At 36.0% G+C, this 24,336-nt stretch carries 18 protein-coding genes and 2 pseudogenes; 15 read left to right on the top strand and 5 right to left on the bottom strand.

Going from position 1 to position 24,336, the window contains the following annotated elements:
- Window positions 1-112: 112 nt before the first annotated feature.
- Entirely contained in the window at window positions 113-508 is a 396-nt protein-coding gene (locus tag IC621_RS04200; RefSeq protein ID WP_191156028.1) for a VOC family protein, read from the top strand.
- Window positions 509-625: 117 nt separating this feature from the next.
- Entirely contained in the window at window positions 626-1,048 is a 423-nt protein-coding gene (locus IC621_RS04195; protein WP_191156027.1) for a DUF1801 domain-containing protein, read from the top strand.
- Between the two features lie 21 nt (window positions 1,049-1,069).
- Here IC621_RS04195 and IC621_RS04190 read toward each other — a convergent pair whose 3' ends face one another.
- A complete protein-coding gene (locus tag IC621_RS04190) occupies window positions 1,070-1,633 on the bottom strand; it encodes a M15 family metallopeptidase (RefSeq protein WP_396652968.1) in 564 nt (187 codons plus the stop codon).
- 425 nt (window positions 1,634-2,058) lie between these two features.
- On the opposite strand from IC621_RS04190, the pseudogene IC621_RS04185 reads away from it, so the two are divergent.
- The 3 genes and pseudogenes from IC621_RS04185 (at window position 2,059) to IC621_RS04175 (ending at window position 4,541) form a co-directional block, all read left to right on the top strand.
- Window positions 2,059-2,962: pseudogene (locus IC621_RS04185) on the top strand (ring-cleaving dioxygenase).
- A gap of 338 nt (window positions 2,963-3,300) precedes the next feature.
- Entirely contained in the window at window positions 3,301-3,966 is a 666-nt protein-coding gene (gene wrbA, locus IC621_RS04180) for an NAD(P)H:quinone oxidoreductase (RefSeq protein ID WP_191156026.1), read from the top strand.
- Between the two features lie 263 nt (window positions 3,967-4,229).
- Window positions 4,230-4,541: a DUF3892 domain-containing protein gene (locus tag IC621_RS04175; protein WP_191156025.1), complete on the top strand. Its 312-nt coding sequence runs from the start codon at window positions 4,230-4,232 to the stop codon at window positions 4,539-4,541.
- Window positions 4,542-5,378: 837 nt separating this feature from the next.
- Here the strand turns inward: IC621_RS04175 and IC621_RS04170 are convergent.
- The gene (locus IC621_RS04170) at window positions 5,379-6,752 is read right to left on the bottom strand and encodes an amino acid permease (protein WP_191156024.1); all 1,374 of its coding nucleotides are present in this window, start codon (window positions 6,750-6,752) and stop codon (window positions 5,379-5,381) included.
- Between the two features lie 606 nt (window positions 6,753-7,358).
- On the opposite strand from IC621_RS04170, the gene IC621_RS04165 reads away from it, so the two are divergent.
- A complete protein-coding gene (locus tag IC621_RS04165; RefSeq protein WP_191156023.1) occupies window positions 7,359-7,502 on the top strand; it encodes a hypothetical protein in 144 nt (47 codons plus the stop codon).
- A gap of 508 nt (window positions 7,503-8,010) precedes the next feature.
- Here the strand turns inward: IC621_RS04165 and IC621_RS26330 are convergent.
- Window positions 8,011-8,226 (bottom strand): hypothetical protein, encoded by a 216-nt coding sequence (locus IC621_RS26330; RefSeq protein ID WP_224752302.1) that lies wholly within the window; start codon window positions 8,224-8,226, stop codon window positions 8,011-8,013.
- 166 nt (window positions 8,227-8,392) lie between these two features.
- Between IC621_RS26330 and IC621_RS04155 the strand changes: the two genes are divergently transcribed.
- On the top strand, window positions 8,393-10,192 hold the full coding sequence (locus tag IC621_RS04155) for an ABC transporter ATP-binding protein (protein WP_191156021.1): 1,800 nt from the start codon (window positions 8,393-8,395) through the stop codon (window positions 10,190-10,192).
- Window positions 10,193-10,220: 28 nt separating this feature from the next.
- Window positions 10,221-12,344 carry an ABC transporter ATP-binding protein gene (locus IC621_RS04150; RefSeq protein WP_318153001.1) on the top strand — a complete coding sequence of 708 codons (2,124 nt, stop codon included), beginning with the start codon at window positions 10,221-10,223 and terminating at the stop codon, window positions 12,342-12,344.
- Window positions 12,345-12,445: 101 nt separating this feature from the next.
- On the opposite strand, the gene IC621_RS04145 is transcribed toward IC621_RS04150, so the two are convergent.
- Window positions 12,446-13,924, bottom strand: a complete 1,479-nt coding sequence (locus tag IC621_RS04145; RefSeq protein WP_191156144.1) for an extracellular solute-binding protein — start codon at window positions 13,922-13,924, stop codon at window positions 12,446-12,448.
- A 336-nt stretch (window positions 13,925-14,260) separates the two neighbouring features.
- On the opposite strand from IC621_RS04145, the gene IC621_RS04140 reads away from it, so the two are divergent.
- From IC621_RS04140 to IC621_RS04125, 4 genes are all read left to right on the top strand, one after another.
- Window positions 14,261-15,364 (top strand): glycoside hydrolase family 88/105 protein, encoded by a 1,104-nt coding sequence (locus IC621_RS04140; protein ID WP_191156018.1) that lies wholly within the window; start codon window positions 14,261-14,263, stop codon window positions 15,362-15,364.
- Between the two features lie 249 nt (window positions 15,365-15,613).
- Complete coding sequence (locus IC621_RS04135; protein ID WP_191156017.1) at window positions 15,614-16,309, top strand: GntR family transcriptional regulator; 696 nt, start codon at window positions 15,614-15,616, stop codon at window positions 16,307-16,309.
- A gap of 122 nt (window positions 16,310-16,431) precedes the next feature.
- Window positions 16,432-17,352 carry a dihydrodipicolinate synthase family protein gene (locus IC621_RS04130; RefSeq protein WP_191156015.1) on the top strand — a complete coding sequence of 307 codons (921 nt, stop codon included), beginning with the start codon at window positions 16,432-16,434 and terminating at the stop codon, window positions 17,350-17,352.
- A gap of 233 nt (window positions 17,353-17,585) precedes the next feature.
- Window positions 17,586-18,761 (top strand): mandelate racemase/muconate lactonizing enzyme family protein, encoded by a 1,176-nt coding sequence (locus IC621_RS04125; protein WP_191156013.1) that lies wholly within the window; start codon window positions 17,586-17,588, stop codon window positions 18,759-18,761.
- A gap of 242 nt (window positions 18,762-19,003) precedes the next feature.
- Here the strand turns inward: IC621_RS04125 and IC621_RS04120 are convergent, their stop codons facing one another.
- On the bottom strand, window positions 19,004-19,858 hold the full coding sequence (locus tag IC621_RS04120) for an AraC family transcriptional regulator (protein WP_224752301.1): 855 nt from the start codon (window positions 19,856-19,858) through the stop codon (window positions 19,004-19,006).
- Between the two features lie 442 nt (window positions 19,859-20,300).
- Between IC621_RS04120 and IC621_RS04115 the strand changes: the two genes are divergently transcribed.
- From IC621_RS04115 to IC621_RS04105, 3 genes and pseudogenes are all read left to right on the top strand, one after another.
- The gene (locus tag IC621_RS04115) at window positions 20,301-21,248 is read left to right on the top strand and encodes a pectinesterase family protein (protein ID WP_318153000.1); all 948 of its coding nucleotides are present in this window, start codon (window positions 20,301-20,303) and stop codon (window positions 21,246-21,248) included.
- Between the two features lie 456 nt (window positions 21,249-21,704).
- Window positions 21,705-22,391, top strand: a complete 687-nt coding sequence (locus IC621_RS04110) for a rhamnogalacturonan acetylesterase (protein WP_191156009.1) — start codon at window positions 21,705-21,707, stop codon at window positions 22,389-22,391.
- Window positions 22,392-22,611: 220 nt separating this feature from the next.
- Window positions 22,612-24,138, top strand: a pseudogene (locus IC621_RS04105) (extracellular solute-binding protein).
- Window positions 24,139-24,336: the final 198 nt, after the last annotated feature.

Below are 24,336 nucleotides of genomic sequence, written 5' to 3'. Positions count from 1 at the left end.
TCAAGGTATGTGTATTCTTCAACGACTTGGTTGAGTTAGTAGAAAAAAATTGAAGGAATTAAATCGAAAAAAGAGAAGTATTCAAAGATTAAAATAGATGGAAGGGTAGCAGATGAAACCAAAAATAAATATCATTACACTTGCAGTTGATGATTTAGCGAAATCAATAGCGTTTTATAAGGATGGATTGGGTTTACCAACAAAAGGGATTGTTGACGGAGAAGACCATATTCTCTTTGAAATGCAAGGCAATTTGTCATTAGTGCTCATTTTGCGTACAGAATTTAATAAGGTAGCAAATCAACCGAATACTTCCAATAAGTCTTCTGAATTTATCTTAAGTTATACTGCTGACAGTAAAGAAGAAGTAGATTCAATCTTAAAAAAGACTACTGCCGCTGGCGGGACACTGCTGTCTAACCAGCCAAAGGATTATGACTGGGGCTATTCTGGTCACTTTAAAGACCCTGATGGACATATATGGGAAATAGTATACTTTTATGAATAATGAAATTTATAATATCCTGATAAGGCTTTAATTTATCTTTTTTCGAAATTGGGACGACCCCAGCCGAAATTTAAAAGAAAAATTAAACTTATTTATTAGAAAAGAGGGAGATTTTTTATGTACGAACTTAAAACAAAAGAAACTGACAACAGTGTTATAGAGTTTATTGAGAATGTCGAAAGCCCTAAAAAACGGGAAGACGCCTATAAATTATTGGATATTTTTACTGAAACGACAGGGTATGAAGCGAAGATGTGGGGACCAAGTATTATTGGGTTTGGTTCCTATCATTATAAATATAAAACAGGTCATGAAGGTGATGCACCACTTGTCGGCTTTTCACCCCGCAAAGCAAAAATCAGTTTGTATTTTGCGACAGGTGACACAAAACGAGAGCAATTGTTAAAAGACTTTGGTAAACATACGACAGGAAAAGCGTGTGTATACATCAATAAAGTAGCAGATATTAATGTTGATGTTTTAAAAGCGCTAATTAACCAGTCTATAACATTTTTGAAAGAGACCTACCCGAATAATTAGAAAAGGAAATACCCCGGGATTTTATCCCGGGTATTTTGGACGTTTTCCTTCCTGCAGGTCGTTAATGGTTAAGCCAAAATCCATCTGGAGATGGGGATAATCTCTAAATCCGCGCCAGTCTCCTCCCCACTCAAAGCCTAACTCCTTTGCAATTTCTGCAACCTCAAACCAATCTGATTGACCATTATTGTTCCCATCATATTCAGTATCCCAGATCACATTACCATTTTCGAGCTGAAGAGCAAAATCGACTGCAAGGCCAAAGTTGTGATAGGATTCGCCTCCCTCCATATGAGTAACGACATTACCAGGAGTCTTTCTGCCCTTGTCATAAAGCTTGTCTTGCTCCTCAAATGAGCGGTAATCATCTGTGATCAGAATCGTAATCCCTTTTTCCGCTGTTTTTTCTTTTAAAATCTCTGTTTTCTCAGCTACAAATGGATGCAGTTCAGTCGGCAAAGTCTCTGCATTTACTTCGTATTCAACCTGGTCTGCTGAGCCAGGATATTCCTTAATGAATAAGAAAGATTGATAGGCGACAAATGCAAAGAGGATGAACAGAAAGAATTTTAATAGTTTCTTCACAAGTTGTTATCCCACTCCTACTTACGTTTTTCGACAAATCTATTATTATTTTAACTTGAAAAGGACAAAAATTGCACGAAATTAATCTTCGAAAAGGCAAACTACAATACTTGTAAAATGAGAATGGGTGAAACCATCATAAATTGCCGACGAATAAATACTGATAGCAATTGGACATTTATTTAAAATCTTAAATGATTTATCTGAAACGTTTACGAAAAAAGGAAGTTTAATCAAGTAAAATGCCGAATCACTTTAAATTATTTAAAAAATTAGATATTTTATGCTCAACATCCTGTACAGAAAGGAAGGCTGTTGACAAAAATATAACTCTGTATTACTATTATCTCGAATTAAAAATATATTGTTTCGAGATAAAAACAAAAAAAACAAGTTTAAAGATAAATTAAAAAGGAGAAAAGTAAATGACCTATAAAACAAAAGGTATTCATCATATTACAGCAATTGTTGGTGATCCCCAGGAAAATGTAGATTTTTACGCTGGGGTGTTAGGTTTAAGATTAGTGAAAAAAACGATAAATTTTGATGATCCTGGTACTTATCATCTTTATTTCGGTGATGAAGATGGGAAACAGGGAACAATCATTACATTTTTTCCTTGGCCCGGCGCTTTCCTCTTATATTGTTCCAAAAGGAGCCATGACAATTTGGGAAAAAAGGCTGGAAAAATTTAATATTCCCTTCACTAAATTAGAACGATTTGGTGAGCAATATTTAGATTTTGATGACCCTCATGGACTTCATTTAGAAATCGTTGAAAGAGAAGCAGGAGAGAAAAATCAGTGGAGCTTTAGCAGCATTTCACCTAATGTCGCTATCAAGGGGTTTGGCGGTGCCACGCTCCTTTCAGCACAACCGCAGAAAACCGCTGAATTATTGGAAAAGGTAATGGGGCTTGAACTCGTGAAACGAGAAGGGGATTTTGTTCGGTATCAATCGTCAGGAGATATCGGCAATATGATCGATATAAAATTAACACCGATCGGACAGGGTCAAATGGGTGCAGGGACTGTTCATCATATTGCATGGCGTGCTGATGATAATCAAGATCAGCTGAAGTGGCAAAAACATGTCGCAAATCACGGATATCAAGTAACCTCGGTTCAGGACAGAAATTATTTTAATGCGATTTATTTTAGGGAGCACGGAGAAATTTTATTTGAAATTGCAACAGATCCTCCAGGATTTGCCCATGACGAATCACAGGAGACAATGGGTGAAAAATTGATGTTGCCTAAACAGTATGAATCCCAAAGAGATAAAATTGAAAGGGTTCTGATTCCGTTTGATGTAAGAAAATTGGATTAGTTCAAGATATATATAAATTATTAAATTGTTTTCAATATATCCTTTTATGAATATGAAGAGAAAAAACTCTAAGTAATTAGGGCAGTGCATTAAGAACAATGAAATGATTTGTTTCATATAAATTTCATCCTATTTTTTTGGGCAAATATCTCTATTTCAAAATATTTTAATTCATACCATTAACAATTATACTTTATTTCCATTTTCACCAGACAAATGAAAACTTTAGAATAAAATATTTCGTTTATACGAAAATGAATAGAGAGTTCAAAATTCTAAGGGGGTGAGCACATTCATCTATACTGAAATTCTAGAAATAAAATAGGCGGTGAAAGAAAATGGGTTTATTAGAGAGGTTATTTGGAAATTCAACTAAAAAGGAGAGAAACACTATGTCAAATATAAAATTAGCTATTATTTATTACAGCTCATCAGGTACAAATTATCAATTAGCTAAATGGGCAGAAGAGGATGCTAAAGAAATAGGAGCAGATGTAAAAGTAGTAAAGGTAGCTGAAACGGCTCCTCAAGCTGCTATTGAATCAAATCCGGCATGGAAAGCACATGTAGAAGCAACAAAGGATGTGCCAGAGGTAACATTAAATGATTTAGAATGGGCAGATGCCATTATTTTCAGTGTTCCAACCCGGTTTGGAAACATGCCATCTCAAATGAAGCAATTTTTAGATACGACAGGGGGACTTTGGTTTAACGGAAAACTAGCGAACAAAGTAGTTAGTGCTATGACCTCTGCTCAAAATCCTCATGGCGGTCAAGAAGCAACTATTTTGTCCCTTTATACAACTATGTATCATTGGGGAGCGATTGTCGCAACTCCTGGATACACAGACCCAGTTACATTTGCAGCGGGAGGCAATCCTTATGGAACAAGTGTTACAGTTGATCAAAACGGTAAAATGGTCGAAGATGTGCAAGCCGCTGTTAAACATCAAGCTAAGCGCACTGTTACAGTTGCAGAGTGGGTTAAAAAAGGAAATCAATAAACCTTTAAAAGCTGATCGGTCACCATTCCGATTAGCTTTTTTCTAATTATCTTAAGTTTTAAATGTTCGGAAAAAAGAAGCTGCAATCCTTGTTTTTTCAAAGTTGCTTATAACTTGGGGTGAAAAAGGGTCACCTTCATATACAATTCTCAAAGTGATATTCAGTGTGAAAGTAATGTGTTGCCCTTTTTATATTCGACAAATTCATGATCGTCCGGATAAAAAAATGCATTTGAGGAGATACATATACCGAGGTGATAAAAATGGACCGTTTTAAGCAAGCATATGATCAGTATCGAAACCAGACAAACGTAAACGAAATTAGCGAAGAAAACGAAACCAATAGTAATCCGAATCAAGAAAAAATAATAGCTGTGAGAAAAAATGAGGATGGCGACTTGATTGCCTTTCAAACAGAATCGGGAAGAGAGCTTGATTATTTAGAAGCACTATCTGAAGCGAAAGCTGGAAAATTAGCCCATGTAGATGTGTTTCATAAATACGGCCGCGACATCTTGCGGAGTGAGCCGGACGGTATTAGTGAAAACAATTTAAATGAGTTACCTGGGTTCTAAGAAGAAGAAATTATAGGCTGCTATACTAACTCCTATTCAAATCATAATAGGAGTTATCTTTATTTTGATATTTCTTTGGATTGCATTTTCTTAAGATTTATCGCTATATTTAAATTTTATATTTTATTGTAATTGTTGATGAACAGCTTTCTCATTGTAATGATTTAACATGTGGTAAAGGCAGCATCCATTGATAATAGGGCCATCTAGTTCATTAAATTGTAATAAGCCCGCCATAGATGGACTTCCTACAAAGACAGTCGTAGATCCAGTTCAATTTAAAGCTGTAGTATACTTCACCATTAAGTTTTAATGTTGCCGAATAAGATCCCAAGCAATCGATTTATAGGCTAAATATGCAGCGGCTGATGAAGTACATCTTTATGATAATGCGGTTCAAAACGGCGATGTCCCTGCTAATCAGATTGTTTATGATCCATTATTAGAAGAAGATCATCAAACAGAACAGCTGGGTGGACAAGATCCATTTGAAGCTTTTAAAGAAGCCGAATCCGAACGCACACCAGACATTTTGACTATCTATGATAAAAAATATCACTGATTATTATATTGCTGCTGCTAAACTATATGGAACTGGTGAGGCCACAAAAGAAGAGGCTCTTGACACTTTTAGGAAAAATGTTAAGAATGCTTATCCGCATATCGATGTGGAATAGGAGTAGAAAAAGAAGAACCGCTTTCGAAGGATGAATTGAAGAACCAAATGATATATTACCAATTAAATTTAAGAAGGCAGGCCCAAAATGATTTAGGCTTACCTTCTTTTTTTATATTTCGTCGACAATCTTTCTTACTATAAATAGGATCGATTATAAATTAACCGCCTTCATGACCAGTATTTTTCCATTTTCTATTCATGATAAAAGTGACTAAAGCAATGATTGCCACTAGTAATAAGCTAATGAAGAAGCCTGTGCGTATCGTTTTCTCCAGTAAAGTTCCGCTAATAGCTGTGAATATTAAGAAAATGCCTCCAATCGCCATCATTTTTTCCGATCCTTTTGTTTTCAGCACTTTAAAGGAAGATAATACAATGAATGTCCAATTATATAATAAGAGCAAACCAGCTGCTGTCGTAATATATTCAAATATTTTACCAGGTAGAAGTAAGGCAGCAACAACGGAAAGAAACAATCCTATAGCCCCCAGAGCTAACGAAGGGAGAGGTAATTCCTTAAATTTTTTTAGTTTCTTTTCAAAAAAAGACGGTGCATCTCCATCTTTCGCGAGGGTTACAAGAAGGTTCGTTACTCCAAACAATGAAGCCGTCATAGTCGAAAAGCCTGCTATAATGATGGCGCCATTAAAAACGTGTGGAAAGAAGGGTAGATTATAATCAGCAAGAGCTGTTACAAAAGGACTTTCTTTTTCAGTAAAACTGTCATGTGAGACAAGTATAACGGCAAGTCCTAATGATAAAACATAAATAATCATGAGAATGAACAGCATGATCTTTCCTGCTTTAGGTGCATCTTCTTTTTTCTTAAGCTGCATGGCCATAAGGCCGATCACTTCAATTCCCCCATAAGCGTAAAACGCATAGATAAGAGAAGACCAAAACCCTATAAAACCTTCAGGAAAAAACCCATCTATAGAGCCTGGTAATCCTGCTTGATTTCCATCACCTTTAAGCCAGCCTAATAAAACAGCAACGGCTATAAGGATAAACATAATGATGGCAGCTGTTTTTATAACGGCCAAAAGGTCTTCAACTTTGTCAAATCCTTTTGTTCCTAAAAGAACAACAAAGATGGACAAAATCGCATAGCCGCAAGCAAAGACCCAGAGGGGGACTTTTGAGAACCAAAACTGAGACAGGATAGCGAGAGCTGTTAATTGACTTCCCATGATTAATATATTTGAGCCCCAATAATTCCATCCGCAGCTGAATCCGGCCCATCTCCCAAATGCCTTATTTGCATAATAACAAAAGGAACCCTCTTGCGGGTCAGCAGCTGTCATTTTCGCCAATAAATTGAACACAATGTATGTACCGATAGCAGCTAGTATAAACGCAAATACGATAGAAGGGCCAGTTAATTTAATTCCAATACTAGACCCTAGGAAATAACCTGTTCCTATTGTGCAGCCAACCCCAATTAGTGATAATTGCCACCATTTAAGATCTCCTTCTTTACTTTTTTCAGCAGTACTCTGTCCGGATGCTTTACTTTGGTTGTTTGTACTCATATAAATCTCCTTAATCAGTAAAAGAAAAGTTGCTGACGCGACTTTGACTATTGATACAGTTTAATGCAGCGCAAGGAGTACATTTTATAACGATTATAAAATGAAAAAATCCTAACAGAGATAGTTACCTCAAAAATAGTATGTCTAAATAGGTTACCTTTATTTATGAGAAATTAGGAAAATGAAGCAGTAACAAACGACATTGAACTCTAAATGTACCTAATTTGACCTGTAAACACTGCTTAACTAGAATAGACGCTTTTTTTCGGGTATTAAAACCTGATTTAAGCAAGTAAAACTTATAAGAAAAAGGTGAGAGAGGAGTTTTAATAAGTTTTAGAATGGGGCATACTTCAATATTCACAGTGACCTGTAAGTTTGTTTTATAACTCTATTACTAAATGAGAGCCTTTCTGATAAAACAGCAAATAGTTGAAAGATCAATTACTAAGGTGATTATGGAAATAATTATCATTATAGACCGAGTAAAAATGGAAAAGAATAATAAAAAAATGATTAGCATGATATACAAGGTACACCGTAAAAGAAAGAGAACTCAAACGAATTACGTTTGAAAGCCACATTCTTTCCCAGGGGTTGATGACATTGGAAAATAATTGTTTTTATTGTGATTATAAAGTTGATGAAAGAAAACACCATTACATTACTTTTTTTAAAGATGGTTCAGAAACTGAAGAGTTGCTTTGTAATGCTTGCTACGAAGAGTGGTTAGAAGGGATTAAAGAATAAGACTACATTTGTTGTAATGTAGTTTACTATAAAAAAACCATTTATGTTTGAATCAAAATAGGTGTAATAATATTTTCTAAGCGCGTTACTCAACCAAAGTAACGCGCTTTACTTTACCAAATTTATTAAATCTTGAACTTTGTTACGAGTATTTATAAGGTTTCCATAATGTATTAACACTCTGTATTAAATAAATTGACGCCCCCTGGGTGAAAGGGAAGAGCTCTTTAATAAAACTCATCTTTCACTAGTCATTACAGCAAGGGTGATCATGGGGGCCCGAAACCCCCATTCGAACCTTCACACCCCCAAAACTGTCCAAGTGACTTCACTTCATGTATGTGTCTAACCAGTCGAGCATCTGGGTCGGGTCCTTCTGGAAGTAGGTGTAACCGTCCCATCGCCGCGTCGTTCCTTCGATCCAGAACAGTTTCTTCGATTTGGTCGGGATGTTGTCGTACATAGTCTGGACATCACTCGATCTGGTCATCACGTCGTCACGGACCTGTTACAGGAACGTGGGGATAATGGCGCTTTTCACGGCAGTCACCGGTGACATGTCGTCCAGCGTGAAGCTGGTCTGGCGCCTGATGCGTTCGTTCAGATCGTCGATGTAGCTGGCCGGAATGACCGCGAGAGCCAGTCCCTGTTCCTCGATGACGCGTGCGGAAATTGGGTTTCGTTTCGAAAGCAATTGCAATGGATGATTTAAATAGGGATGCAAAATTAGAATAATAACCTTTTAAAATGCACCCTTTACACCAGTGTAAAGGGGGGCTTTTTTTCTTTTAAAGCAAAATAATCCATGTAACATGATAGGGAAATCCATTGTGTATGAAGGGAATAAAGAGTAATCTAACACTATTCATCTAAGAAGAAGGAGGGGTTAAGTGAAAAGACGGCCTTTATTCCATGAGCATTTTTTTCAGCATAAATGGAGCTATTTACTTGGCTCAGTATTATTATCCATGTCACTTGCTCTTCAATTAGTCATACCGTTATTACTTGAAGATTTTACTGATGGAATCCAGCATTTAACCATTCGTGTCTCAGATCTCTGGAGCTTGGCAGCTTGGTTTATTATTTTGGGACTTGGTATTTTCATATTTCGGTCATCAGGCCGCATTTATATTTTCCGATTATCAAGAATGCTAGAAAGAGACCTACGTACAAAATTGTTTACCCATTGGGAGACATTACCTGCAGAATATTATCAACATGAGAGAATTGGAAACCTTATGGCGCACGCGGTAAATGATGTAAATATCCTGAGGCAAATTGGGATGCAAGGTGTGTTCCAAACGATTGAGGCAATGGTGCTAATCTCGATTACCATTACAATGATGGCAGGAACCATAAATGTATATTTAACCTTACTTGTTTTACTACCTTTACCTGGCTTAACGTATCTAGCGTACCGATTTCGTACTAGTATTCGAATGTATTCCCTTAGAGTTCAAGAGGCCATTGGCACGGTGACAAGTAGAGTCCAAGAGTTTTGTACAGGAATAAGAATCATCAAGACATACGTTCAGGAACATGAAGAAATAAAGAAGTTCACTAAAGAAAACGGTGAAAATGTCAAAGCAAACAAACAATTAATTCGTTCAAACTCCCTCTTTGCCTCGTATAGCCAAGGGATCGTTGGTCTAAGCTATTTGCTGTCGATTGTGTTCGGTTCGCTCTTAGTAATGAAGGGGAGAATTTCCCTAGGTGAGTTTGTGGCTTTTAATACGTATTTATCTTTTTTAGTTGCACCAATTGAAAATTTAGGGAAAGTGATTAACTTATTTCAACAAGGAAAAGCAGCCGATAGTAGACTCCGTAATGTCCTTGCATCAGAACCGGATATAAAAGATGAAGAAGGAATCGTTCCCTTAAAGGAAATAAAAGGCGAAATCAGGATTCGAAATTTATCTTTTCAATATAAAAACAGTAAAGGGTATGCATTACGAAACATTAATCTAACGATCGAAAAAGGTGCTAGTTTAGCGATCGTTGGCAAAATAGGCAGCGGGAAATCCACATTAGTTAATTTACTTTTACGAGTATATAATCCGCCTAGAAATACAATATTCATTGACAATTATGATATTCGCGACCTTCCGTTAAAATTGCTTCGAACTTCAATTGGATATGTACCACAAACTAATTTCTTATTTTCCTCTACCATTAAAGAAAATATTGCATTTGATCCTAACTACTATCAAGACAATCAAATTTATAAAGCAGCAAAACAGGCACATGTTTATCGAGATATCATGGATTTTCCAGAAGGATTTAATACAGCTTTAGGGGAAAGGGGGCTTTCCTTATCAGGCGGACAAAGGCAGCGTGTAAGTATAGCCCGTGCAATGATCAAGCAATCACCAATTATGATCTTTGATGATAGCTTAAGCGCCGTTGATGTTAAAACAGAAGAGAGAATTCTGAAAACATTGCGATCTGAAATAAAAGGCAGAACTTCCATCATTATCAGTCATCGAATTTCAACTATACAGAAGGCTGACAAGATAATTGTGTTAGATGAGGGAAAAATTGCCGAACAAGGTACACACGAATCACTTCTTGAAAGAAATGGAATCTATAAAAATATGTATATCCTGCAATCAAATGAATTTACTTTAGAGCCTTCAACTCTCCCATTTTCTAGTGAGAGAACGGTTCGGATCAATAAAAGGAGGAGTTAAAATAAATAATAAGAGGGATAAAAAAAATGTGAATCTAAGCGATACACAATTGCTTAGTAAGATACTTGCCTTTGCCAAACCTTATTGGAAGCGCATTCTCATTTCGATTCTATTAACTGGATTCATTGTCATCGCAAGCTTGGCACAACCTTACATAATTAAAATTGCAATTGATACCTATATAAATGGAATCTATTCTCCAATGGTTGTAGTTGAAGAATCGAATGCAAATAAATTGAAGGAAGAAATGAACCAACAAAAGATTCCTTACGAAGAAACTGCATCCAATCAGGAAAAAATATATTTTCGAATCAAGGAGCCTATTTCTGCAACTGAACTAGTAGAAAGCGCACAAGAGGCTGCGATTGTTTCGATTGAAAACACTCATTTTCTTGTTCATGGGTGGAATAAAGGTCTCTCTAGTACAGAAAATTATCAATTAGAAAAAAATGAAGTAAGGATCGATGGAGAGCTTTACCCCGCCATTCGATTAAGCTCTAATGAAATCGATCAATTTCGCAACAATGATTACAAAGGACTTATTTTATTAGGGATCCTTTATTTCGTAGTAATTACTAGTTCTTCAGGACTCATGTACTTTCAACAAAATACTCTCCAATTCACTGGGCAATCCATTATTTTTGATATAAGACAAACGATTTTTAAACATCTATCCAAAATGTCAATTGCATATTATGGAAAACATTCGATCGGAAGATTAGTAACAAGGATTACGCATGATGTAGAGGCACTCAACCAGTTATATTCTCAGGTCATTGTAAATTTAATAAAAGAAATGCTAATTCTTATTGGAATTATCTTGATTATGCTACACATGAGTTTAAAGTTGACTCTCATCAGTTTAATTGTCATACCAGCTGTTGCAGTGACAACCTTTTATTTCAAAACGGTCATGAGAAAAGCACAAAGGTATATACGTCTTATTCTATCTCGGCTAAATTCTTTTCTTGCTGAAAACCTCTCGGGCATGAATATTATTCAACTTTTTGCTCGTGAAGAAAAACAATTAGAACGATTTAATGAACTGAATGACGAGCATTACCGAGCAGGAATGCGCCAAACAGTATTGAATTCGATCTTTAATCCTTCAATTGGTTTTTTCGGGAATATCTCACTTGCCTTGCTCGTATGGTATGGTGGAAGAAATGTTTTGGATGGTGCAATTACATTTGGAATCGTCTATGCATTTACACATTACTTAAGGCAATTTTTTGAGCCATTAAGAGCATTGGCTGATCAATTTAATCAAATTCAAGCTGCTCTTGCCTCTGCTGAAAGAATTTTTGAAACATTGGATTCAAAGCCTACAATTTTAAATCCAATCCATCCTAAGCATTATGGTGAAAACATTCGCGGAGAGATTGAGTTTCAACATGTTTCTTTTGCATATAAAAATGAGGAGTGGGTTTTAAATGATCTTAATTTCTCGATAAAACCTGGAGAGACAGTTGGAATTGTCGGAGAAACTGGAGCTGGAAAAAGTTCAATCATTCAACTGGTTAACAGGTTTTATGATATTCAAAAGGGGAGCATCACACTTGACGGTATAAATATAAAAGATGTTCCATTATCTGAGCTTAGGAAGCACATTGGAATTATCCAACAAGATGGATTTGTATTTTCAGGAACAGTTTTTGATAATATTCGTCTTAATAATCGACATATTACAAACGAGGAAATTATTAAGGCGGCTCAATCGGTGAATATTGATGCCTTTTTCCGTTCGTTACCACAGCAATATGAAACGATGCTCGGTGAGCAAGGCACTGTGTTATCAACTGGCCAGAATCAGCTTCTATCTTTTTTAAGAGCGATCATCGCAGACCCTGTTGTATTAATCCTTGATGAGGCAACAGCAAATATTGATACTGAAACTGAAGCTGTCGTCCAGCAAACATTGAAAAGAATTTCAAGGCAGCGAACTACAATCATTATTGCTCATCGTCTATCAACGATTCAGGATGCAGATAAAATTATTGTATTAAATAAAGGTAAAATAGTTGAAATGGGAAATCATCGAGAGCTATTAAAGAATAAACAAGCTTACTATCAACTATGTAAAAGTCATAATAAAAGCAAGTCATCCCGGATAAGACATAAAATAGATTTAGTTTCTAAAACTTATGACTAAAGGGTGTAAACAAAAAACCTTGTCAATATTTGCTGACAAGGTTTTTAGGTGTTATTTAGATTGTCAAATAAGGACTTATCTGTAAACCTCTTTTATAAAAATTAATTTTCCTTTTTATAAGATGCACTGAATTCTTCAATTATTTTATCTCCCCCTTGTTTTTTCCATTGATCAACCGCAGCCTGAAAGCCTTTTTTATCAATATCACCTATAATGTATTTATATGTGGCATCATCAATGATTTGTTGCAGAGAAGCACTTTTTTCTACGAAAGTAGGGGAATCGAGTCCAATTGTTGGATCCGGAATAAGATATTGTTCATTATCTTTAAACAATTCTTCTGCCTTGGCTTTCGGTTCATATGTGAAATAACCATTTAATCTGCCATTGGTTTCTTGTTCAGCAATTTCTAATGTTTGAATTGGCAATACTTCCCGGTCAAATAGATTTTGATCTTTTATATTTGCCATTCCATCTTTAATCGTGTAATGTTCGCCTTCTATCCCCCAATAAATTAAATTGGCACCTTCAGGAGTCATGAGATAATCATAGAATGATAATATTTTTTTTAGTTCTTCTTCTGATTCAACAGACGATTTAGGAAATAATATAGCATTGCCATATCCAGGAAGTGACCACACTGTAAACTTACCATCAGGTCCTGCAACTTGGTTGTGAACATCTAACTCAGCATTCGGGTTAATTTCAGATGCATTGGTATAAAGAGATTGCACATCACCCATTGAACCAACATACACACCAGCAGTTCCATTTGATAACATTGCTTGCTGATCTGTTTTACTTGTTACAGGAAAGTCTTTGTTTATATAGCCGTTTTTATGTAATTTTCTAAAGAAGTCTAATGTCTCCATATATTCTGGGAACATAAATTCTGGTACTATTTTTCCGTCTTTTACACCAAAGTTATTTGGAGTATGGAACCAGGATGCTACAGTTTTAAATGCACCGAAAATTAATTCATTTCGGTCTGTTAATCCAATGGTATCATCTTTTCCATTTCCATCGGGGTCATCTTCAGTAAACGCTCTTAACATTTCATAAAACTCTTCTGTATTTTTGGGTGCAGAAAGTCCAAGGTTTTCCGCCCAATCTTTACGGTAAATGATACCTTGACGAGATAAAGGTTTCCCTTCATAAATCATATAAATCTTGTCATCAACCTTTGTATTCTCTAGCACATCATCCCTCATTTTACTTAAATTTTCATAATCATCTAAGTATGGACCAATTTCCCAAAATTGGCCGTCACGAATGGCTTCTTTATATTGTGTTAACATTTCTAAGTCCAAAACAACGGAGTCTGGGAATGATCCTGTCGAAAAAAGTGTATTCACCTTTTCTACATAAGTAGTAGCTGGAACAAATTGAATATCTAAGTCCATGTTTGTTTTTTCCGCTAATATATCTAGAATCTTTTTTTCAGGAACTTCTGGTGTATGAAGTTTAACCATGGCAGAATACTTTAATGGTTCTTGAGATTCCTCTGTTGAAACGCTTTCATTTCCGCTTATATTACAAGCTGTAAGTGAACCTATCCCTAAAGAGAATGCACAAAACATAGATAAAAACTTTCCGGACCTATTCAAATGAACCAACCCCCACATTTTATGATATTTGATATTTGATATATCAATAAATTTAATAATAAACGACTATCAATTATAAGTAAACATTTTTTTGCTTATTTATTTGACTTTTGTTATTATTCTGATTATTTAAGTAAAATTGGCTTTTAGTAGGGACAAAACTTCAATTACATTTAGATAAAATAAAATTATTCCTTCAAATTTGATGGAAAAGATTTCTTGACACCGTTTTTAATTTATTTTTAAATAATAACCGAGTACCGATTTTTGAATTTTTTGATAATAATTCTAAATTTGGAGGTAATTGAGATGTCATATCAAATGGTTGAAAAACTCAAAAGGCAGTATATGAATGGAAGTGGCAACTGGTATTTACAAAGGTGGCACTATATTGAAGGTTGTATTCTAAAATCATATTTAGACAGCTATAGTCATACTGGCAGTGAAGAAGAGTATTCTTTTGTAAAGAAATACATAGACAGTCTATTTAATGAGGAAGGAATGGTTGAGGGAATAGATAGCCAATACTACAACATTGACCAAATTAGAATGACGTCAATTCTTTTTCCCCTTTATAAGAAAGAACAAGATCCAAAGTATAAGAGAATACTAGATTTAATTTATAAACAATTAGAAACCTATCCGAGGACAAAAAGCGGGAATTTTTGGCATAAAACCAATTATCCAAATCAAATTTGGTTGGACGGTCTTTATATGGGACAGCCTTTCTATGTTCAGTATATAAAGGAATTTGAGAAGAAAAAGAATTACTCTGACACACTTAATCAATTTAGAAACGTACGAAAATTTCTCTTTGATGAAGAAACTCAATTATATAGGCACGCTTATGACGAAAGTCGTGGAATGTTTTGGTGTGACAAGACAACAGGCCGTTCACCTCATGTATGGGGACGTGCAGTTGGCTGGTTTGCTATGGCACTGGTTGACACACTTGAATTACTAGAGAGTGAGGATGTAAATACAGATGAATTAAAATGTCTTTTGAAAGAGGCAGTAGATGGGATGCTGTGTTATCAGCATAGCAATGGTATGTGGTATCAAGTCGTAGATTTCAGCGATGAAAAAGGAAATTATTTGGAAACAAGCGGAACACTGATGCTTGCTTATGCAATCTTAAAAGGTGTAAGGTTGGGTTACTTGTCAGATGAGTATAAAAAACACGGAAAAGCAGCATTTGATGGTACACTTGAGCAATATATCCGTGAAGAGGATGGTAATATATTGCTTGGAGGTATATGTAAAAGTGCGGGATTAGGCAAACATCCTGAAACAGGTGTGATTCGAGACGGCAGCTTTAAGTATTATGTGAGTGGTGAACAAATTGTGCAAAACAATGGACATGGAGTAGCTCCACTGTTAATGGCATACAATGAAATTCAACTTATTGTGTAAAGAAATTTTAAACTAGCAGATGTAATTTTCTATACTGTTCAATAGATGAACTACCATAAAAAGGCAGGTTCATCTATTTTAATGAATAATTTAAGTCAAACTCAGGTCATAGTAGGATTAGAAAAGGATATGGTATGCATATTTTTGTCAATTCATTATTTACAGAAAAATTAGTCTATGATAATATATGATATATCAGATATCAAAGAAAACAAAAATGGAGTTTATGTCATAATTGGGGAGCTTTTTATGAGTGAAAGAAAAATGAACAGTGAGTTATTTTCAATAAAAACTGAACAAGTGAAATCGTTAAGGGAGATAGTCGTTGAATCACTGAGAGAAGCTATAGTGACAGGGCGCTTTAAGCCTGGTGAACATTTAAAAGAACGAGAGCTTTCAGAAGTAATGGGTGTGAGCACAACACCAATTAAAGAAGCATTTAGAATGCTTGGCTATGAAGGGTTAGTCGAAACAATTCCGAGAAAAGGGACATATGTTTCGGAATTAGCTGAGACGAGTATACAAGAGGTACAAATGTTAAGAGCTGCAGTTGAAGGGGTTTGTGCAAAGCTTGCAGCAATTAAATTGACCGAAAAAAACGAAGTAGACTTAAAAAATCAAATCGAATATATGGAATACCTTTTAAGTAAAAATGAAGTAGATCGATTGGTAGAGGAGAACACAAAGTTTCATAGTTTGATCAAAGAAGCTGCAGATAGTCCAATGATTTCGCAAATCTTAGACAATATCTCTAGTTTTGACAAAGCCTTTCGTAAAAGAGCTTTAGAGGAAGAAAGTGAATTACATGAAGGGTTTACTGAACACAAAAGAATATATAATGCAGTTACATCAAAGGACCCTAAGTTATCAGAAAAAGTAATGAAGCAGCATATATTGAGAACGGTTCATGATGTTTTAAATGCAGCAAAAACGAAAGATCAATAACTTGTTCTGTAAAAATACAGAGCAATATTTTATTTATAGTTTATTGAAAACGCTATCACAGAAAACGGATATCTAAGTCCAAAGTCTATTAGAAGTCTTCGACTTTAATTAAGGGGGAAACTATGTATTACGCTGAGTTTAGTAAAAAATTTGAAACTATTTCTGGTATTACAATTACTCCATTTAAAAAAGATTCGAAAGAAATTGATTGGAATGGAGTAAAGGATAATGTAGAGTTCTTAATTAAAAAAGGTGTAAAGGTAATTGTTCCTTGCGGGAACACAAGTGAATTTTATTCATTAACGATAGAAGAAGCAAAAGAAGAAATAAAACGAGTTGTAGAATATGTGAATGGTAAAGCAACTGTTTTAGCTGGTATTGGTTACTCCGTAGGCACAGCAATTGAAATGGGAAATTATGCGAAACAGGTTGGCGCAGATAGTGTGATGATTCATATGCCCATTCATCCTTATATTACAAATGAAGGGGCAATAGAATATTTCAAAAACATTATTGAAGCTGTGGATTTACCTGCTGTGATCTATTTCAAGGATCCCGACTTAAGTGATGAGATTCTTTTTCAGTTAGCTCCGCTAGAAAGGCTGGTAGGTGTAAAATATGCAGTTAATGATTTACCTAGATTTGCAAAAGCGGTTCAAACTGTTCCTGTAGAGCACAATGTGACATGGATATGTGGTACTGCAGAGAAATGGGCGCCATTTTTTTCTAATGCAGGGGCAAAGGGGTTTACATCAGGTCTAGTAAACTTGTATCCTGAAAAATCTTTTGAAATGCTGGAAGCTCTACAATCAAATAACAATGAAGCTGCATGGAAAGTATGGCAAGAAGTTCTGCCTTTCGAAAATCTAAGAGCAAAATATAACAATGGTAACAATGTCGCAGTAATTAAGGAAGCAATGAAACAAATAGGCTTAAATGCTGGCGTTACAAGAGAACCAGTTGCAGAACTTAAGGCAGAAGATAAAATCGAATTACGAAACCTTATTGATGCCTGGGGATTAACACCTCAATCAGTCAATTAAAGATTTCATTAAAAGGGCTTAAACTTACTGGCTTCTTCATGGAGAGGAATGAAAGCTTCAAGCTCACGTCCTGAGAGAACAAGTCGAGGCTGCAAAGGAATTCTTTCCATCCATTAAAACAGGAAAAATAATTCCAGTTTCGTAGAATATTCATTATTAATCTACAACACAATCTACATAACGATAGTTAAGTTTACCAGTAAAAACTCTAAAATTGTTAGGATGATGGTTAAATGAAAATTACAGATATTAATTTAACAGTAGTTGGTGTTCCACGTCATACTGGTTTTATAAATAAACATATTATTGTTAAGGTTAGTTCGAACGAAGGTTTAGTGGGGATTGGGGAAATGTCAGACTTTTCTCACCTGCCCCGCTATGCACCAGATGTTGAGGATTTAAAGAATGTACTAAAGTCAGTTCTTGTAGGTGAAAACCCATTTGATATTATGAAACTAAACAAAGAGCTTGCAGGTAATTTTCCGGAAGCAATGTACTACTATGAAAAAGGAAGCTTCATTCGAAACGGTATAGATGCTGCACTGCATGATCTGTGTGCGAAATATTTGGGTATTTCTGTTGCTGATATGTTAGGTGGTAGAATAAGAGAAAAAATTAAGGTATGCTACCCAATCTTTAGAATGCGTTTTATGGAAGAAGTAGAAGAAAACGTTGAAGTTGTAAGAAAGCGCTTAAATCAAGGTTTTGATGTGTTTAGATTATATGTTGGGAAAAATTTGGACGCAGATGAGGCATTTTTAGATGCTGTCAAACGCGAATTTGGTAATCAAGTAAAAATTAAATCTTTAGATTTTAGTCACTTACTTGATTGGAAGACAGCTTTAAAAGCAGTTAAAAGGCTAACGAAATATGATTTGGGGCTCGAAATGATCGAAAGTCCTGCACATGCAAATGATCATGAAGGTTTTCATCACATTCGCATGAGAACAGATTATCCAATCAGCGAACATGTTTGGAGTACGAGGCAGCAATATGAAATGATTAAGCATGATTCAGTTGACATCTTTAATGTTTCCCCAGTCTTTATTGGTGGTTTAACGGCAGCGAAAAGAGCTGCAGCCGCCGCAGAAGTTGCTGGAAAAAGTGTCATCCTAGGGACAACACAGGAACTATCAATTGGTACTGCAGCGATGGCACATCTTGGTGCGGCACTCGTGAACTTAACTTATACTTCTGATCCGACTGGGCCAGAACTTTATATCGGTGATGTTGTAAAAAATAGAGTTCAATACAAAGATGGATATTTACATATTCCAGAGCGGGGAATAACAGGATTAGGAATTGAGCTGGATGAAGAATTAATTGAAACGTATCGAGTGGATGATTTACGTTGGGGTGAGGTATCTGTCCATCAATTACAAGACCGTACGGCGCAAACGAAAATCTAAAGATAAAGTGAAGGAAATGTATTTCAAGGTTAATGCATGACAATGATTTAAGTAGAGTGTCTGCAAAAGAGCAGATACTCTTTTTGATTTTGCGGAAAATTGTACTTTGGATAAGCGTTTGGGACCGAGAATCCAGCAGCTAATCCCTTTTTAGGTCAACCACTCATGAATGAAAGATAAGGAACAAGTTCGATTCATGAGCGACTTACTATCCCGAGGGTGATCAAGCGCTTACACCTTTGTTACTGGGAAATTAACTTTTGATCATCACAGAATTGTGAAGGGGAAATACCGACAATTCTTTTAAACGTTCGGCTAAAATATAGCTCATCCACATATCCAACATTTTGACTAACCTCTTTGATTCGAATATCAGAAAGGACAAGTAACTCTTTAGCACGATCAATTCGTAAATGTGTTAAGTAATCAATCGGGCTTAAGCCAATGTATTTTTTAAACAGCCGGGAGTAGTGACTTACACTTAAACCTGCTATATTTGCTAATTCAGGCAAAGTGATTGAATTCTTGTAGTGATTGACCATATATTCAATCGTTCCCTCAATTGCTTTTTTACTATCACCGCTAATAGACTGAGAGTGGAAGTCTTCTATAAAGGTTAATAACAGCTCTTGAAAAACAACTTTCTGCTGCATAGAAATAGTTGCCCCTCGTCGTTTTGATAATGCATTGAGTTGTTCCAACAGCAAAACGACAGCTGAGCTATTATTAATTGTGTATACCCCATTTAGTGGGAAGGCTGCATCTCCAGATTGTTTAAAATGCCACCTGTCTTTTTCCTCAAATGCCAATGCATAAGAAAAGCGGACAAAATAAAACTCCAGAGGATTAGTCCCGGATACTTTCTTATCACATACCATTTCAGGTGTAAATACAATCAGTTTACCTGGACAAAGCCTATCTTTTTTACCGTTTAGTACAACTTCTCCATTTCCTTTTGTGATAAACCATAAGGAATGATGTTTGGGCTTTTTCCCTTTTCTACTCCAATGAGGGGGACAAGCTTTATAACCAGCCAACATAAGAGAAAAGGTTAATTTATTTAGAGTTGATGTCAAGTTTCGCATCTTTATACACAAAAGGGACCACATCCTTTACTAAGAGTTTGCTTATCAAAAATATTCATACGCTTATAAAATAGAAAATATAACAACCATGCTTGACGGAAACATACCAGTATCTTTTAAACTGGTAAAAAAGAAATAATCTTTTTCTCTCCTTATGCTCAACAACTTTTATATTCTCCCTTTTCTAAGTCTTCCTACCCATCTCTAAGCAACTGATTATATGGTTTCTCTAATTCAATCACCTATAATCAGAATTGTAAGAAAAATTGCCTTAGAAAGGAAGGATGCGATTGAAAAAGAGGAGGAAGGATTTACAAAGGTGGCTTCTCATTATTTTTGTATGTTTGTTAGCTTTTTCTCCTGGTTTTAGTATGTTTTTAAATGAAAGGGCTTTCTCGGAAGTAGAAAACGATACCAATAAAGAATTTGATACGATTAAGGAGAAATGATAAGAGTGGGAGACAGTACGGAAGATTTGAGTACAATTTCTATTAAACTAGTTGTTGCAAAGGATGGCAGCGGCGATTACCAAACCGTGCAAGAAGCGATTGATGCCGTTCCAGCAAATAACACGGAGCCTGTGAAAATCTTTCTTAAAAATGGTGTGTACAAAGAAGTGGTAAAAGTACCTGCTAACAAACCATTTATCTCACTAATTGGAGAAAATCCTGAAAAAACAATTCTCACATATGATAATTACGCGAAGAAGCCAAGACCAGAAGGCGGCACATATGGGACAGGCGGAAGTGCGACTGTTTACCTTTATGCGAGTGACTTTGTTGCAAAAAATTTGACGATGGAAAATTCCTTTGATGAAAGTCTCGTAGAAGGAGGCTCCCAAGCAGTTGCCGTTTATACACGTAGTGATAGAATGACCTTTCATAATGTTCGCTTTATTGGGAATCAGGATACTCTTTACGCAAATGGTGGAACTCAATATTTCAGCCAATGTTATATTGAAGGGGATGTTGACTTTATTTTCGGAGGAGCAAGAGCGGTATTTGAAGATTGTGATATCGTTTCAGTGGACCGGGGTTCCACAACAAATAATGGATATATCACAGCAGCAAGTACAAATATTAATGAACCTTATGGCTTTCTCTTTGTAAATAGTCGATTAACGAGTGAAGCTGCCGATGGAACCGTATACCTAGGCAGGCCATGGCATCCTGGGAGGGACCCAAGTGCAGTTGCAAGTGTTGTTTTTAAAAATTGCGAATTAGGTGCACATATTCATCAAGACGGGTGGACAGATATGTCGGGCTTCAGTGCAAAAGATGCTAGATTTTTTGAGTATCAAAACGAAGGACCAGGTGTGAATCTTTCTCGTCCACAACTATCAGATGATGAAGCTAAACAGTTTACGGTTGAGAATGTGTTGAAGGGTTGGAATCCAAAGTAATACTGTGAAAAGACGGACTGTCAGAAGGATGGTTCGTCTTTTTGTAAGAGGTTAGATTCCTCATTCCACAAACTGGCCCTTATATATAGTATCCGTTTCAAATCATTGATATGGTGCACCTTTTATCATTGTTTACATGTAACCATAGAAAAGCGTTTAAGGACTTGACTTGGAGCCTCTGTGGGCATGATTGGTCTTGAAAGGATGAAGCCGTTGTTTCATCTGGCATGCAGCCTATCATACCCACCCCTCCAAGTAAAGTCCTATCGTTGTTTACGTTGAAAACTATAATTACTTACTCAATATAATGGGTAAACAAAGTTAGAAAATAGGCTGTTTTTGTTTCGTTATTTACGATGAATACGGTCAAAAATCATACTACATATAAATAATGGTTTTTGATAACGAAGAAAGGAATAGACATTATTTCAGTATTTAGATAGGAGGCAACTACACATGAACCATTTAACGAGACCGACAATTTTTATTGCGGGAGATTCTACAGCATCTACATATCCCGAAAACAGGGCTCCTCAGGCTGGCTGGGGCCAAGTGTTAAACCACTTTTTTACAGATGATATTAAAATCGTGAATGAAGCAGCATCAGGTAGAAGCTCAAAGAGTTTTATTAAAGAAGAAAGATTAAATATGATAGCAAAGAAAATAAAAGAGAAGGACTATCTTTTCATTCAATTCGGACATAATGACGCCAAAAAGGATGAAAGGTATACAGAGCCATTCACAGATTTTAAATATTATCTTAATCAGTTTATTGATGTCGCCTTAAACATTGGAGCGATACCACTATTAATTACACCGGTGCAGCGAAGAAGCTTTGATCTGAATGGGAATTTTGAAGAAACTCACGGTGATTACCCAGAAGCAGTTATCCAAGTTGGAAAAGAGAGGAATGTTTCAGTTATTGATTTAGCGGAGAGAAGTAAAAGGTATTTTGAAAAATTAGGTTACAAGGAGTCGAAGAAGATCTTTCTCTGGCTTGACCAAGGCAATCATTCAAATTATCCGGATGGTGTGCAGGATAATACCCACTTTTGCCTGGATGGTGCAATTGAGATTTCTAGATTGATAGTAGAAGGAATTCGTGAACTTCATTTTCCAATCGAAAAATATATTTATGATTGATAACAAAACAACAGGGCTGTCGACATTCCTTGACAGTCCTTTTTTTATGATTTGATAGTGGAGTAACTCGATAATCATTTTCTTAGTTTTTAAGACATGACTTCCATTAAACCAAGCGTTTTCAAGGGATATGAGGAAGTGATTATATACGATATGGTTCCAGGAAGTTAGTCTGTAAATGTGCAGCAAACAAAAAATGAGAAAATGGGGGTAAGGGAGAATGATCAGTTCGCGAAAGTTCATTAGTACATTTTGTATCCTGTCATTAGGATTAAGCACACTTGTTGCTTGTTCAAATGAAAGCGCTTCAAAAGAAGAGGGAGAAGGCGGACAAAATAATAGTAATGGTCCAGTGGAATTTTCCATTATGGCAAATCTTCATACACCAGAGGTTCCATCAGACAAAATTGAAAAGATGTTAGAGGAGAAGACAAACACGAAATTAACCATTCAATGGGTTCCAGACAGTAATTACGAGGAAAAATTAAACACAGCTTTTGCAACAGGTTCATTTCCTGAGGCGGTATTTATGAAAAACCAAACAACATTCCTTCAATTTAAAGAAGCAATCCGTGATGGTCAGTTCTGGGAGATTGGCCCCTATTTAGATGAATATGAAAATTTAAGTAAATTGAAAGAAGAAATACTTAATAATACTGCGGTTGATGGAAAGATCTACTCCCTTTATCAAGGCAGGCCATTATCAAGGCAAGGAATTATTTACAGAAAAGACTGGGCTGATAAATTAGGCCTCACAGCGCCGACAACAATTGAAGACGTCTATGAAATGGCAAAAGCATTTACAGAAGAGGATCCAGATGAAAATGGAAAAGATGACACAATGGGTATCACTGATCGCAATGATTTAGTGTACGGAGCATTTAAAACAGTCGCTTCATGGTTTGGTACACCAAATGGCTGGGGAGAAAAGAACGGTAAACTGCTTCCTGAATTCATGTTTCAAGAATATGTAGACACCATGAATTACTTTAAGGATTTAAGAAAAAACGGCTAAATGAACCAAGACTTTCCTGTAACAAGTAAACCTGATCAACAAGCATTGTTTAAAAATGGAACAGCTGGAATATATGTAGGATCAATGGGAGATGTAATCAGCCTTTACAATGATTCTGCCAAGCTTAACCCAGATATCAAATTTGAAGTACAAAATAAGATAACGGGCCCAGATGGGAAATACAATATTTGGTCATTACCTGGCTATGGCTCGCTCGTATTATTCCCTAAATCAGCGGTTGAGGATGAGCAAGAACTAAAAGGTATCTTAAGCTTTTTTGACAAATTAGTGGCTCAGGAACATTCAAATCTAATCTTCTGGGGAGTAGAAGGAGAACATTATTCTGTTGAGGAAGGAAGAGCAAAGCCTGTAGAAGATCTTGAGCTAACAGACCGGGAAGTAAAGCCTTATCAAGCACTTGAAATTGGCGAGCCTGATACAAATGGAAGATATGATGGCCTGCACACATATGAGGTGAAAGCTAAAGCAGAAGAATTGATCATTGATAATGAGAATTATTTAATCCATGATCCAACCGTTCCTTTAGATTCACCAACCTATATTGAAAAAGGCGAAAGATTAAATCAAATCATTCAAGATGCGGCTTATAAATATATGCTTGGTCAAATTGATAAAGCCGGGTTTGATGTAGCTGTTGAAGAGTGGAAAAAGCAGGGAGGAGATCAAATTATCAAGGAGTTCAATGAGTCATATTCCAAGTCCCAATCATGATTTAAAAACTGCTGGTGAATGAAAGAGGCTGACCCCTTGCTCTGAGTCAGCCTCTTCATACCTTGGCCAAATCTATGAATCCAAAAAATCGAATGAAGAGGGTGCTAGAGTTCCCTGTTGGAAAGGATGACGACAATGAATAGTGAAATAGCTACTAAAAAAGATCTTATCGTTGCTAAGGAAACAAGGCGTAATGAA

Origin of the sequence: Metabacillus arenae (assembly GCF_014773385.1) — a bacterium.
Lineage (GTDB): Bacteria > Bacillota > Bacilli > Bacillales > Bacillaceae > Metabacillus_D > Metabacillus_D arenae.
Note: the sequence above shows the minus strand (reverse complement) of the source record. Positions and strands in the feature narration are given on the sequence as shown.